General features: G+C 70.0%; 11 protein-coding genes. 8 read left to right on the forward strand and 3 right to left on the reverse strand.

Features of this window, described 5'->3' with window-relative positions:
* The first annotated feature begins 244 nt into the window (after positions 1-244).
* From ACH4YL_RS33820 to ACH4YL_RS33850, 7 genes are all read left to right on the forward strand, one after another.
* A complete protein-coding gene (locus tag ACH4YL_RS33820) occupies positions 245-1,390 on the forward strand; it encodes an ABC transporter substrate-binding protein (protein WP_398511335.1) in 1,146 nt (381 codons plus the stop codon).
* Positions 1,390-2,286 (forward strand): ABC transporter permease, encoded by an 897-nt coding sequence (locus ACH4YL_RS33825; RefSeq protein WP_398511336.1) that lies wholly within the window; start codon positions 1,390-1,392, stop codon positions 2,284-2,286. Before ACH4YL_RS33820 ends, ACH4YL_RS33825 begins: the two co-directional genes overlap by 1 nt.
* A complete protein-coding gene (locus ACH4YL_RS33830) occupies positions 2,283-3,176 on the forward strand; it encodes an ABC transporter permease (protein ID WP_398511400.1) in 894 nt (297 codons plus the stop codon). Before ACH4YL_RS33825 ends, ACH4YL_RS33830 begins: the two co-directional genes overlap by 4 nt.
* Positions 3,173-4,267, forward strand: a complete 1,095-nt coding sequence (locus ACH4YL_RS33835; protein ID WP_398511337.1) for an ABC transporter ATP-binding protein — start codon at positions 3,173-3,175, stop codon at positions 4,265-4,267. The genes ACH4YL_RS33830 and ACH4YL_RS33835 overlap by 4 nt, the downstream gene beginning before the upstream one ends.
* On the forward strand, positions 4,264-4,962 hold the full coding sequence (locus tag ACH4YL_RS33840) for an HAD family hydrolase (protein ID WP_398511338.1): 699 nt from the start codon (positions 4,264-4,266) through the stop codon (positions 4,960-4,962). Before ACH4YL_RS33835 ends, ACH4YL_RS33840 begins: the two co-directional genes overlap by 4 nt.
* Before the next feature lie 369 nt (positions 4,963-5,331).
* On the forward strand, positions 5,332-8,043 hold the full coding sequence (ppdK, locus tag ACH4YL_RS33845) for a pyruvate, phosphate dikinase (protein ID WP_398511339.1): 2,712 nt from the start codon (positions 5,332-5,334) through the stop codon (positions 8,041-8,043).
* Between the two features lie 541 nt (positions 8,044-8,584).
* A complete protein-coding gene (locus ACH4YL_RS33850) occupies positions 8,585-9,577 on the forward strand; it encodes an ArsR/SmtB family transcription factor (protein WP_398511340.1) in 993 nt (330 codons plus the stop codon).
* Positions 9,578-9,589: 12 nt separating this feature from the next.
* Here ACH4YL_RS33850 and ACH4YL_RS33855 read toward each other — a convergent pair whose 3' ends face one another.
* Entirely contained in the window at positions 9,590-10,747 is a 1,158-nt protein-coding gene (locus ACH4YL_RS33855) for an alkaline phosphatase PhoX (RefSeq protein ID WP_398511341.1), read from the reverse strand.
* Positions 10,748-10,985: 238 nt separating this feature from the next.
* Between ACH4YL_RS33855 and ACH4YL_RS33860 the strand changes: the two genes are divergently transcribed.
* Complete coding sequence (locus ACH4YL_RS33860; RefSeq protein ID WP_398511342.1) at positions 10,986-11,888, forward strand: alpha/beta fold hydrolase; 903 nt, start codon at positions 10,986-10,988, stop codon at positions 11,886-11,888.
* A gap of 41 nt (positions 11,889-11,929) precedes the next feature.
* On the opposite strand, the gene ACH4YL_RS33865 is transcribed toward ACH4YL_RS33860, so the two are convergent.
* Together ACH4YL_RS33865 and ACH4YL_RS33870 are read right to left on the reverse strand one after the other, a co-directional pair.
* Entirely contained in the window at positions 11,930-12,856 is a 927-nt protein-coding gene (locus ACH4YL_RS33865; RefSeq protein WP_398511343.1) for an oxidoreductase, read from the reverse strand.
* A gap of 107 nt (positions 12,857-12,963) precedes the next feature.
* The gene (locus ACH4YL_RS33870; protein WP_398511401.1) at positions 12,964-13,791 is read right to left on the reverse strand and encodes an AraC family transcriptional regulator; all 828 of its coding nucleotides are present in this window, start codon (positions 13,789-13,791) and stop codon (positions 12,964-12,966) included.
* Positions 13,792-13,859 lie beyond the last annotated feature (68 nt).

Here is a 13,859-nt window from a genome sequence, read left to right on the forward strand (position 1 = left end):
ACTGTGCGCAGTTGTTTGCGCGACCGAAGCTTTCCCGGCCACCCTAACCGGGGTGGACGGCCACTGTCTGCCACCTTCGGGCCGACGGTCCTGACGCGCATCGGACCCGGGCGGAAACAGCATCGGCTTTTCCGGCGGGTGATCGGTTCCGGCCATGTCGCGTTCATGATCCGGACAGCTCCTCCGGGCGAACTGACTCCAGCTTGTTCAGACAAGTTCCCTCACTTCGTCTCCGGGAGAGACCGTGTTCAGACCGTCCCGCTCCGCCGCTGCCGCCCTCGTCGGCGTCGCCGCGCTCACCACCCTCACGGCCTGCGGTGCCGCGCCCGACGGCGCCGCCGCGGGCGCCCAGGTCAAGGCGAACGCCACCGTCTCGGCCGCCGAGTTCGGCGGAATGAAGGCTCTCGTCGCAGCCGCGGAGAAGGAGGGGCAGCTGAACGTCATCGCCCTCCCGCCGGACTGGGCGAACTACGGCGAGATCATCAAGGCCTTCGAAGCCAAGTACAAGATCAAGGTCAACAGCGAGAACCCGGACGCCGCCAGCGCCGACGAGATCGCCGCCGTCAAGGCGCGCAAGGGCCAGAAGCGCGCCCCCGACGTCCTGGACCTGGGCATCGCCTTCGCGCGCAGCGGCGCGGCCGAGGGCCTGTTCGCGCCGTACCGCGTCGAAGCCTTCGACAAGATCCCGGCGGACCAGAAGGACCCGGAGGCCCGCTGGTTCAACGACTACGGCGGCTATGTCTCCATCGGCTGTGACGCCAAGCGCATCAAGAACTGCCCCCAGACCTTCGCCGATCTGCTCAAGCCCGAGTACAAGGGCAAGGTCGCGCTGAACGGCAACCCGACCAAGTCCGGCTCCGCCTTCGGCGGCGTGTACGCGGCGGCCCTCGCCAACAAGGGCTCGTTCGCCGACATCCAGCCCGGCATCGACTTCTTCGCCAAGCTCCGCAAGAGCGGCAACTTCATCCCCGTCGAGTCCACTCCGGCCACGGTCGAGAAGGGCGAGACCCCGATCTCCATCGACTGGGACTACCTGAACGCCGGTTACGCCGACCAGTTCCGCGGCAAGGGCGTCGACTGGAAGGTCGCCGTACCGAGCGACGGCGTCTACGCCCAGTACTACTCGCAGGCCATCAACAAGGAGGCCCCGAACCCGGCCGCCGCCCGCCTGTGGATGGAGTTCCTCTACTCCACCGAGGGCCAGAACCTCTGGCTGAAGGGTTACGCCCGCCCCGTACTGCTGCCCGGCATGACCGCCGACGGCACCGCCGACAAGTCCTTCGTGGCCAAGCTGCCGCAGGTGGCCGGCACCCCGAAGTTCCCGGCGTCCGCCGAACTCGACAAGGCCAAGGCCGTCCTCGCGGAGAACTGGGACAAGGCACTCTCCTGATGTCCGCACCCTCCCCGTCCCTCACCGGGCCCGCCGGCGGCATCCGCCGCCGGCGGCGCGGCCCGCGCACCTGGCTCGCCGCGCTCCCGCTGATCGTCTTCACCGGCCTGTGCTTCGGCCTGCCGCTGGCGGCCCTGCTTCACGGCGCGGTCACCCGCACCGACCCGGCGACCGGCGCGACCGCGCTGACCGGCGAGCACATCGAGCGCTCGCTGCAGGGCCCGTATCTCGGCTCGCTGGCCGGCAGTGTCCAGCTCTCCGCGCTGACCGCGGTGATCGGCTCGCTCGCCGGACTGCTCATCGCGCAGGCGATCGTCACCTCGCGCAGGCAGTGGCTGCGCGGCGCGGCGCTCACCGCGTCCGGTGTGCTCGCCAACTTCGGCGGCGTACCGCTGGCGTTCGCGTTCATCGCGACCGCGGGCATCTCCGGCGTGCTGACGCAGCTCGCCGAACTGGACCGGCTCGGCTGGAATCTGTACTCCTTCACCGGGCTCGCCGTCGTCTATCTCTACTTCCTCACTCCGCTGATGGTGCTGGTGATCGTCCCGGCGCTGGACGGGCTGCGTCCGCAGTGGCGTGAGGCCGCGCAGAACACCGGCGCGAGCTCCTGGCAGTACTGGCGGATGGTGGCCCTGCCGGTCCTCGCGCCGTCGCTGCTGGGCGGGTTCGTGCTGCTCTTCGGCAGCGCGTTCGCCGCGCACGCCACCGCCGCGGCCCTGGTCGGCGGCTCCGTGCCGCTGGTCACGCTGAAGATCGCGGACGCGCTGTCCGGCAATGTGCTGGTCGGCCAGGAGAATGTGGCGCTGGCGCTGAGCCTCGACATGATCGTGATCGCCGGCCTGGTCATGGCGGTCTACCTGCCCCTCCAGCGACGGAGCGCCCGATGGCTGCGATGACCGCCGAAGCCCCGGCGATCGAGAACCCGGCCCGCGTCCGGCCCCGGCGCAGGCCGCGCGTCTGGCGCGGACTCGTACTGACCCTCGCCGGGCTGTACTTCGTCGTGCCGCTGGTCGCCTCGTTCGTCTTCACCGTGCACACGCCGGGCCAGGGCATCTCGGTCCAGGCGTACACCGGAATCCTCGGCGCCGAAGGCTTCACCGACAGCCTGCTGCTCTCGCTCGGCCTCGCCGCCGCCACCATCGCGCTCGTCCTGCTGCTCGCCGTCCCGGCTCTCGTCGCGGTACGCCTCGGTGCGCCGAGGCTGCGGCCCGTCGTCGAAGTGCTCTGCATGCTCCCGCTGGTGGTGCCGCCGATCGCATTGGTCACCGGCATCAGCACGGTGCTGCGCTGGGGCCCGGAGCACCTGTCCCGTACGCCGCTCTACCAGACCTTCCTCGCGGTCCAGGACGAGAACTTCCCGCTCGTCCTCGTCCTCGCGTACACGGTCCTGGCGCTGCCGTTCGTGTACCGCTCGCTGGACGCCGGACTGCGCGCGATCGATGTGCCGACGCTCGTCGAGGCCGCCCGCAACTGCGGTGCGAGCTGGTTCCATGTCATCGGCCGGGTCATCCTGCCGAATCTGCGCACCTCGCTCGCCGGAGCCGCGTTCCTCACGCTGGCGCTGGTGCTCGGCGAGTTCACCATCGCGGCCCTGCTGGGCTTCCAGCCCTTCGCGGTGTGGATCGTCACCGTCTCCGGAGCGCAGGCCCGGATGTCGGTCGCGGTCTCCATCCTCAGCCTTCTGATCACCTGGGCGCTGCTGCTGCTCCTGTCCCGCGCGGGCAACGGCACCCGTACCGCGGACGCCGTGGCCGGGGCCCCTTCCTCCAGCAAGGACCAGTCATGACAGCAACAACCGTCGCGGCCGGAGCGGCCGAGGCGTCCGCCTCCACCGGCGCCCGGGTCGAATTCCGCGGTCTGCGCCGGGCGTTCGGCGCGACCGTCGCTCTCGACGGGCTCGATCTGACCGTGCAGCCGGGCGAGCTGATCGCGCTGCTCGGACCGTCGGGCTGCGGAAAGACCACCGCGCTGCGGGTCGTCGCCGGGTTCGAACAGCCCGACGCGGGCGAGGTGCTGGTCGACGGCGAGGACATCACCCGGGTCCCGGCGAACCGCCGCGACGCGGGCATGGTCTTCCAGTCGTACAGCCTCTTCCCGAACCTCAGCGCCCGCGACAACGTCGCCTTCGGCCTGCGCGTACGCAAGGTGTCCGCGGCCAAGCGCAACGCGCGGGCCGCCGAACTCCTCGCGCTCGTCGGCCTGCCCGACCACGGCGACCGCTATCCCCACCAGATGTCCGGCGGCCAGCAGCAGCGGGTCGCGCTGGCTCGCGCGCTGGCGCTGGAACCGCGTGTGCTGCTGCTCGACGAGCCGCTGTCCGCGCTCGACGCCAAGGTGCGGCTCAGCCTGCGCGAGGAGATCCGCCGGCTCCAGCTCTCGCTCGGCATCACCACCATCTTTGTCACCCACGACCAGGAGGAGGCCCTGTCGATGGCGGACCGGGTCGCCGTCCTGAACGCCGGGAAGCTGGAGCAGTGCGCGCCTCCGGCGGAGCTGTACGAGCGTCCCGCGACCGCGTTCGTCGCGGAGTTCGTCGGCACCATGAACCGGCTGCCGGGCCGGCTGACCGACGGCGCACGCGTCGAAGTGGCGGGCAGCACGCTGCCCGTGGACGGCGAGGTCCCGGGGACCGCGGGCGAGGTCGAGGTGCTCGTACGGCCCGAGAGCGTCACGGTCGCCGCCGACCCGGACGGCGAGGCCACCGTCGTCTCCGCCTCCTTCCTGGGCTCGGTCACCCGGGTGCTGCTGGATCTGCCGGGAGGCCACTCGGTCAAGGCCGATCTGCCGTCGAGGGACGCCGGTGCGCTCGTTCCCGGCGTACGGGCCACGGTCGGGCTGGCGCAGCGTCCGGTCCTCGTCGTACCGGCGGCCGCATGAGCGCGCCGGCACCCACCGTCCCGGCGGCCGTCCTCTTCGACATGGACGGCACGCTCGTCGACACCGAGGTCCTGTGGTGGGAGGCGACCGAGGAGGTCGCCGCCACGCTCGGGCACCGGCTCGGCGACTCGGACGCCCGGGAGGTGGTGGGCCGGGCCGTCCAGGACACGGCCGCTCATCTGATACGGGTCGGCGGCGCAGCCGGGGTGGCCCTCAGTGCCACCTCTGTGGCCGAGGCGCTGACCCGTTCCTTCCACCGCAGGGTGGAGGCGGGAGCGCCGCTGCGTCCCGGCGTACGGCGGCTGCTGGCCGAGCTGGAACAGCATGGGGTGCCGTTCGCCCTGGTCAGCGCCTCGCCGCGGATCGTCGTCGACTCGGTGGTGCACGGGGCGCTCGCGGATGTGCCGTTCTCCTTCACGCTCTCGGCCGACGACACAGTACGGACCAAGCCGTATCCCGATCCGTACCGAGTGGCGGCCGAGCGGTTCGGGGCCGACCCTGGTGCGTGTGTGGCGGTGGAGGACTCGCCGGACGGAAGTGACTCGGCGCAGGCCGCGGGGTGTCCGGTACTGGTGGTGCCTTCATTGCTGCCCGTACCGGCGTTGCAGGGCCGGGTGTTCGCCGAGAGTCTGGAGGATGTGGATCTCGAGATGCTCAGCCGTTGTGTTTCGGACGTGATACGCGGGTCCGGATGATGGAACGCAGCCTTGTTCCACCGCGTGATTCTCGCCACCCTTGATAGGGGTGGCGCTCAGATGAGCGAATTGACAACGACTGCGACTCTCGGAGGAGTGGCACCCAGTGCCACCCTTCGTGAGTTCAGTTGATCAAGCGATCCATTGCCGTGAGTGGACATCAAGCGGACAGGCGGTCGCGGAAGGTGGTGATGCGTTCAAGTCCTGAAGGCGACTCCATCGCCTGCCTACCCGTCAGCTACTTTCGATCTGCTGGCGGACGCGTGGTTACAGCCGTATGACCGCCAAGTGGACGTACCCAGGCGCCTTCGATCTGGGTATGTTCCTCGCCGTCAGGGCAGCCACCGAGTCCTCGAGGAGTCGAGACCCGTGTCGGAAAACAAAGATCAGAAGTTCGTCTACGACTTCACCGAGGGCAACAGGGACCTGAAGGACCTGCTGGGCGGCAAGGGTGCGAACCTCGCCGAGATGACCAACCTCGGTCTGCCCGTCCCTCCGGGCTTCACGATCACCACCGAGGCGTGCAAGGTCTACCTCGACAGCGGCAACGAGCCGCCCGCGCTGCGCGACGAGGTCAGCGCCCATCTCGACGCCCTCGAGCAGAAGATGGGCAAGAAGCTCGGCCAGGCCGACGACCCGCTTCTGGTATCCGTACGTTCCGGTGCGAAGTTCTCCATGCCCGGCATGATGGACACCGTCCTGAACATCGGCCTCTCCGACAAGTCCGTCGAGGGCCTGGCCCGGCAGGCCGGCGACGAGCGCTTCGCCTGGGACTCCTACCGCCGCCTCATCCAGATGTTCGGCAAGACCGTCCTCGGCGTCGACGGCGACCTCTTCGAGGAGGCCCTCGAGGACGCCAAGGCCGCCAAGAAGGTCACCGTCGACACGGACCTCGAAGCCGCCGACCTGAAGAAGCTGGTCAAGCACTTCAAGAAGATCGTCAGGTCCGAGGCGGGCCGCGACTTCCCGCAGGACCCGCGCGAGCAGATGGACCTCGCCGTCAACGCCGTCTTCGACTCGTGGAACGGCGACCGGGCCAAGCTCTACCGCCGCCAGGAGCGCATCCCCGGCGACCTCGGCACCGCCGTCAACATCTGCTCCATGGTCTTCGGCAACCTCGGCCCCGACTCCGGCACCGGCGTCGCCTTCACCCGCGACCCGGCCTCGGGACACCAGGGCGTGTACGGCGACTACCTGCAGAACGCGCAGGGCGAGGACGTCGTCGCGGGCATCCGCAACACCGTCCCGCTCGCCGAGCTCGAGTCGATCGACAAGGCGTCGTACGACCAGCTCATGCAGATCATGGAGACGCTGGAGACCCACTACAAGGATCTCTGCGACATCGAATTCACCATCGAGCGGGGCCAGTTGTGGATGCTGCAGACCCGCGTCGGCAAGCGGACGGCCGCGGCCGCGTTCCGCATCGCCACGCAGCTGGTCGACCAGGGCCTGATCGACGAGGCCGAGGCGCTGCAGCGGGTCAACGGCGCCCAGCTGGCGCAGCTGATGTTCCCGCGCTTCGACGAGAACACCAAGATGGAGAAGATCGGCCGCGGCATCGCCGCATCGCCGGGTGCCGCCGTGGGCAAGGCGGTCTTCGACTCGTACACCGCGATCAAGTGGTCGCGCTCCGGCGAGAAGGTCATCCTCATCCGCCGTGAGACCAACCCCGACGACCTCGACGGAATGATCGCGGCCGAGGGCATTCTGACCAGCCGCGGTGGCAAGACCTCGCACGCCGCCGTCGTCGCCCGCGGCATGGGCAAGACCTGTGTCTGCGGCGCCGAGGAGCTCGAGGTCGACACCAAGCGGCGGCGGATGACCGCGCCCGGCGACATCGTCGTCGAGGAGGGCGACGTCGTCTCCATCGACGGTTCCACCGGCAAGGTGTACCTCGGCGAGGTGCCGGTCGTGCCGTCGCCGGTCGTCGAGTACTTCGAGGGCCGGATGCACGCCGGGGCCGACGACGCCGACGAACTGGTCGCCGCCGTGCACCGGATCATGGCGTACGCGGACCGAGTACGCCGGCTGCGGGTACGCGCCAACGCGGACAACGCCGAAGACGCGCTGCGTGCCCGGCGGTTCGGCGCGCAGGGCATCGGCCTGTGCCGCACCGAGCACATGTTCCTCGGCGAGCGCCGCGAGATGGTCGAGAAGCTGATCCTCGCCGACACCGAGGAGGAGCGCGAGGACGCGCTCAAGAACCTGCTGCCCCTGCAGAAGAAGGACTTCATCGAGCTCTTCGAGGCGATGGACGGACTCCCCGTCACCGTGCGGCTGCTGGACCCGCCGCTGCACGAGTTCCTGCCGGACATCACCGAGCTGTCGGTGCGCGTCGCGCTCGCCGAGTCCCGCAAGGACCACAACGAGAACGACCTGCGCCTCCTGCAGGCCGTGCACCGGCTGCACGAGCAGAACCCGATGCTGGGTCTGCGCGGCGTACGCCTCGGTCTGGTCATCCCGGGCCTGTTCACCATGCAGGTGCAGGCCATCGCCGAGGCCGCGGCGGCCCGCAAGGACGCCAAGGGCGACCCGCGCGCCGAGATCATGATCCCGCTCGTCGGCACCGTCCAGGAGCTGGAGATCGTCCGCGACGAGGCCGAGCAGGTCATCGCCGAGGTCGAGCAGCGCACGGGTGTGGAGCTGAAGCTGGCGCTCGGCACGATGATCGAGCTGCCGCGGGCCGCGCTGACGGCCGGCCAGATCGCCGAGGCCGCCGAGTTCTTCAGCTTCGGCACCAACGACCTCACGCAGACGGTGTGGGGCTTCTCACGCGACGACGTCGAGGCCTCGTTCTTCACCGCGTACCTGGAGAAGGGCATCTTCGGGGTCTCGCCGTTCGAGACCATCGACAAGGACGGTGTCGGCTCGCTCGTACGCAGCGCCGTCGAGGCCGGCCGGGCCACCCGCCCCGACCTCAAGCTCGGCGTCTGCGGTGAGCACGGCGGCGACCCCGAGTCGGTGCACTTCTTCCACGAGGTGGGCCTGGACTACGTGTCCTGCTCGCCGTTCCGCATCCCCGTGGCGCGCCTGGAGGCCGGCCGTGCGGCGGCCGTCTCGAAGGGCAGCGACTCCCGGTAGGACCTCAAGGTGCACTAGGACGCCGGAGCCGTCATCGGCCCTCTGCGGGCTCGCCCGCAGGGACCGGTACTCACACCCTCACCGACCCGGTGACGGTTCCGGAACGCAAGAAGCAGAAGGGGCTGGACGCCCATGTGCGGGGCGTCCGGCCCCTTCTGCTTCTTTCACGTTTCCACAAAGTGCCTGTCAAATTACGGCCTTTGACGGATGCCGGGGTCCCGCTATTTCCTGTTGTTCACTGCGCAAACAACGGGGCGGGGCGCGGCCCGCGGATCCCCACCCGCCGACCGCGCCCCATTACCCCAGCCGGGACAGGGAGCCGCACCCTCTGTCGCCCGCCGCCGGACGGACAAAGCCCCCCACGGCCTTCGTCGCGTCCATCGGTGACAGAAGGTTCCTGCCCGACGACCCACAGCCTTTCGGTTGGCACCGTGCTCCGGCCAGGCGTTTCAACTGTGGCTGAAACTCCGTGGTGACGTGCAGTGATTGCGTGCATACTCAGTGATCGGGGGTGATTGCGGGTGCAACAGGTGGGGGTTCGGTGCTTCGTATCCATTTCACGGGCGACGATCTGGCCAGAGTGCGGATGGCGGTCAGACCGGATGTGTTGTGGGAGACCATTCTCAGCTTTCACCGATTGCGGGAGCGGAGACGCGCTCTGGCCTTCGGTGAATGGCGTTCTGAAACGCGGACCAGGTTGAATGGTGAAACAAAACTGCTGTCCGCGCTGGTGCCGCCGCACGGCTATTTCCCCGACTTTCTGACACCGCCCGCTGCGGGCTGCGGACTTGAGCCGGGACTCGAGGCGATACGCGACACCCCGCCCCGGCGCCTGCACGCCGAACTCGCCCTCGTCGCCTCGGGACGGGCGGCCGCCCCCGGACTGCCGGCCCGGCTCGCCGCACTCGCCGAGGGCAGGCCTGAGCCCCTGGCGCGGCTCGTCACGGTGCTGCGCAGCTACCACCGCGCCGCCGTTGAGCCGTACTGGCCGCACATCCAGGCCCGCGTCGAGGCCGACCGTGCCGTACGCGGCCGGGCGCTGCTCGACGGCGGAGCGGGTGAACTGCTCGCCTCGCTGCCGCCCGTGCTGCGCTGGAAGGCGCCGGTCCTGGAGGCGGACTATCCCGTCGAGCGCGAACTGCACCTGGACGGACGGGGGCTGTTGCTCCAGCCGTCGTTCTTCTGTCGCGGCACTCCGGTCGTCTACCGCGACGCGACGCTGCCGCCGGTGCTCGTCTACCCGGCCGACCACACGCCCGCCCCGGCTTTCGGCGAGGCGGGCGGCCCGTCGCTCGGCAGGCTCGTCGGCCACACCCGCTCGGCCGTCCTGCAGGCCATCCGCTACGGCTGCACGACCAGTGAACTGGCCCGCAGGGCAGGCGTGTCGCTCGCCTCCGCCAGCCAGCACGCCGCGGTCCTGCGGGAAGCGGGCCTGGTGCTGACCCTGCGCCACGGCAACGCCGTACTGCACACGCTCACCCCGCTGGGCGCCGCCCTGTTGAGGGGCGGCGCCACAGCGGAGGCCGCGGGCTAGGAGCCCTGCGGATCAGGCCCGGAACGGGCCGGTCACCTCGTACGTGATGCCACCCGACGAGGAACCGCTGGTGCCCCGCTGGCTGGAGAAGTACAGCCGCTTCCCGTCCGGCGAGAAGGCCGGTCCGGTGATCTCCGACCCGGACTGGCCGCTGATCCGCAGGAACGGCGCCACCACGTCGTCCGGAGTGATGATGCAGATCTCCATGTTGCCGCCGTCCTCGGCCACGAACAGATCGCCGGACGAGCTGCCGGTGACGTTGTCGACGCCGGTCAGCGGCGCGCTGCCGCTCACCAGCGAGTCGTCATAGGCCAGTTCGTAGGTGGAGTTCGTCAGATTGAGCTGCCAGACGCGGTTGTCGCCCTTGGTGGTGAACCACACCTTGTCGTCGGCGTAGTAGCAGCCCTCGCCGCCGTTGAACTTCTTGGCGCCGGAGACCTGGTTGCGGGTCGCGGTCGGGGAGCCGTCCGGGTCCGGCACATTGGCCCAGGTGAAGCTGCCGGACGTGGCTGTGCCCGCCTTGAGCACCTGGAGCGTGCCGGAGGCGAGGTTGCCCCAGGTGGTGGGGATGAACCGGTAGAGGCAGCCGCTGGACTCGTCCTCGGTCAGATAGACGACCTGGCGCACCGGGTCGGCGGCGGCGGCCTCGTGCTTGAACTTGCCCATGGCGTCCCGGCGTACCGCGGCGTTCACGCCCCACGGGTCGGTCTCGTAGACGTAGCCGAGGCTGACCTCCTCGCAGGACAGCCAGGTGTTCCACGGGGTCTTGCCGCCCGCGCAGTTCTGCCGGGTGCCCGACAGGATCCGGTACGCGCCGGTGATCGCGCCGGTCGAGCCGAACTTGACGGCGCTCGCGCCGCCCGACGGATTGATCTCCGAGTTGGAGACATAGATCCAGCCGGAGCCGTCGGCGTAACAGGCGCCGCCGTCAGGTGCGTTGTGCCAGGTGTAGGACGTGCCGGAGACCGTCTGCCCGGATCGGGCGATGACTCGGCTGCTGAAGCCGTTCGGCAGCAGGATGCCGTTGCCGTCGGCGGGCTGGAGTGCGCCGTAGGGGCCGGGGCCCGGCTGCGCGGGTGCCGCGAGGGCAGCGCCGCGCCACAGGGTGCCGCCGAGGGCGGCTGCCGAGGTACCGATGACCGCTCCGCGCAGGAAACTGCGACGTTCCACGAAATCGCTCCAAGGTGGGCTGGTGACCGCCCCGCAGCGCCGGTCGACGCCACGGGGTCGCGCGCTGATGCAACCTAGGACTACCGAATTGACAGAACGTCAACAAGTGGTGACGTACAGCGGTCCAGTCCGGGCCTTGACGGGACGGCTTGATCGCGAGACGATACGTCTCGTATTAAGGGATGATCGAACCAAGTGATCGAACCTTGACCGAGTCGCAGGCCGTCGGAGGGACCCCATGCCTCAGCCACACGTCCAGTACGTCGAACCCGCACCCGGCGTGCGTCTGTGGACGGAGCGCCGCGGTGCCCCGGACGCTCCCGCGCTGCTGCTGATCATGGGCGCCCAGGCGTCCGGCATCGGCTGGCCCGACGAGCTGTGCGACGCGCTCGCCGCCCGCCATCAGGTCGTTCGTTACGACCACCGCGACACCGGCCGCTCGACCTGGTCGTACGACAAGGAGCCGTACCGCATCACGGATCTCGCCGACGACGTGATCGCGGTGCTGGACGGCCTCGGCATCGAGCGCGCGCATCTCGTCGGCATGTCCCTCGGCGGCATGCTCGCCCAACTGGTGCTCTGCGACCACCCGGACCGGGTGCTCAGCGCCACCCTGATCGGCACCAACGCGCTGAGCACGGCCCCCTACGTCCGTCCCGACGGGACCACGACCGCGGCCGAGGACCTGCCGGGCATCGACCCGCGGATCCTTCAGGAGTGGTCCCAGCCCGTGGAGGACCACGGCGTCGAGGCCGAACTGGACCGAAGGGTCCGGCACTGGCAGCTGCTGCACGGCGATGCGATCCCGTACGACGCGGAGTACTTCCGCGCGCAGGAGCGACGCATCATCGAGCACACCGGCCGCTACGACTCCACCTTCGCCCACGGCCGGGCCGACCACTCCGGCATGGACCGGACGGAGGCCCTCGCGGCCACCCGGGTCCCGGTGCTCGTCGTCGAGGCCGACGCCGAACCGGTCTTCCCGCTGCCGCACCCGCGGCATCTGGCCCAGGTGACCGGAGCTCAGGTGACCGTAGGAGGCGCGGCGCTCGTCGAGATTCCGGGGATGGGGCACGCACTGCCCCGTCCGGTGCTCGGACCGCTCGCCGAAGCGGTACTCGCCCACACCGCGAAGGTCTGACGCCTCCCGGTCGGCCCGTCAGCCGTGGAGGGACCGCGACCTCAGGGCTTGAGGCCTTCGTACACCACTCCGGTCAGCTGCTCCGACGCAGCCCACAGCCCTTCGCCCGTCCTGTCGTCGCGCGAGTACTTCAGCCGCCACGACTCCACAGGAGCGCCCCGCCAGCCCAGCAGCCTCGGCCCGGTGAAGGAGTCCGGCCGCACGTTGGGCGCGGTGGCCGCGTACAGCGTCGGCAGCGCTCCCGTCTCGGCGGACTGCGCGAAGATCCGGTTCCCGATCGCCGTGATCTTCTCGGCCGCCTTCTTGCCCTCGAGCCGCGCGCTCGCCGTCTGCAGATTGGTGTCCGAGTAGCCCGGGTGCGCGGCGGCTGCGACGACCTGAGAGCCGGCCGCCGCAAGACGCCTGGCCAGTTCGTGCACAAAGAGCAGGTTCGCCGTCTTGGAACGGGAGTACGCGGTCCAACGGCCGTAGCGGCGCTCGCTGTTGAGATCGCTCAGATCGACATTGCTCCTGGCGTGCATGAAGCTGGACAGGCTCACCACCCGCGCGCCCGGTGTGTCCAGCAGCTTCGGCAGCAGCAGCCCGGTCAGCGCGAAATGCCCGAGGTGATTGACGCCGAACTGCATCTCGAAGCCGTCGGCCGTCTGCGCGTACGGCAGAGCCATCAGCCCGGCGTTGTTGATGAGCAGGTCGAGACTGCCGTACGGGTACGACGCCGCGAACTCCCGCACGGACGCCAGGTCGGCCAGGTCGAGCGGCCGGAATTCCACCTGCGCGTCCGGCACCTGGCTCGCGATCTGCGCCTCGGCCTGCTTGCCTCGGGCCTCGCTGCGGCAGGCGAGAATCACGCGTGCGCCGTGGCGGGCCAGCTCCCTGGCGGTGACGAGTCCGAGGCCGCTGTTGGCTCCGGTGACGACGGCCGTGCGCCCGTCCTGACGCGGAATGTCGTTCGCGTTCCAGCCCGCCATTGCTGCGCCCCTCGATGTGGGAAACCTGCTGCGACAGCAGCGTATTCATGGAGCGGACCGGCGAGCCACCGCCGCTGACAGGATCCGTGCGGAAATTCGGCCGGTCGTCAGCGGATGTCAGCGCGGGCCGGACTCTCTCCTCCCGATCCACCGGCGGTCACGATCGGCGCCGCGTTCCGGTACGCCCCCGGAGTCACCCCGAAGCAGCGCACGAACCAGCGGTGGAAATGGCTCTGGTCCGCGAAACCGGCCGCCGTCGCGGATTCCGCCGGTGACCTGCCCTCCGCCAGCAGGCTCCGCGCCCGGCGCAGCCGCAGCAGCCGCTGGCAGTCGCTCGGCGACATGCCGTACTCCGCGTGGAAGGCCCGGTACAGCGCGAACCGGCTGCAACCGGCGGCCTGCGCCAGCCGCTCCGCCGGGATCTGCTCGGCGTACGACTCCTCCAGCAGCGCCCGTGCCCGGCGCGCGGCCGTGCGGGTACGGCCGCCCACCTCCAGGTCCCGCGCACGCGGCGGGCGCGTGGTGCCGCGGGCGACCATCGCGACGACCGCCGCCGTCAGGCGCTCGTCCCGCACCAGCGGATCCGCGTCGCCGACGAGTGCGGTGTGCAGCCGCAGCAGGGCGGTTCTGAGCACCGGATCGCCGAAGGCGGGCTCGGCGAACAGGGGCATCGCGGCCCGGCCGCCGGCGACATCGGTCAGCACCTCGCGTACGACGTCGGGGCCTATGTGCACGATCCGGTACTGGTAACCGAGCTCGGCCGCGGCCCGTCCGTCGTGCGGATCGTCCGGGTTGAACGCCATGACCATCCCGGCGCCGCTGGTGTGCGCGGCGCCGCGGCAGCTGAAGGCCTGCGCGCCCGCCTCGGTGAGCCCGAAGGAGTACGCGTCATGGCTGTGCAGGTGGTACACGTGCCGGAAGAAGTGTGCGTGCATGGCTTCCAGCGGGCGGTCCGGGTCGCGCCAGTAGCGCGCCCAGCCGTCACGGCCGGCGCCTCTCGTGC

Source organism: Streptomyces sp. NPDC020681 (assembly GCF_044334895.1).
Classification (GTDB): domain Bacteria; phylum Actinomycetota; class Actinomycetes; order Streptomycetales; family Streptomycetaceae; genus Streptomyces.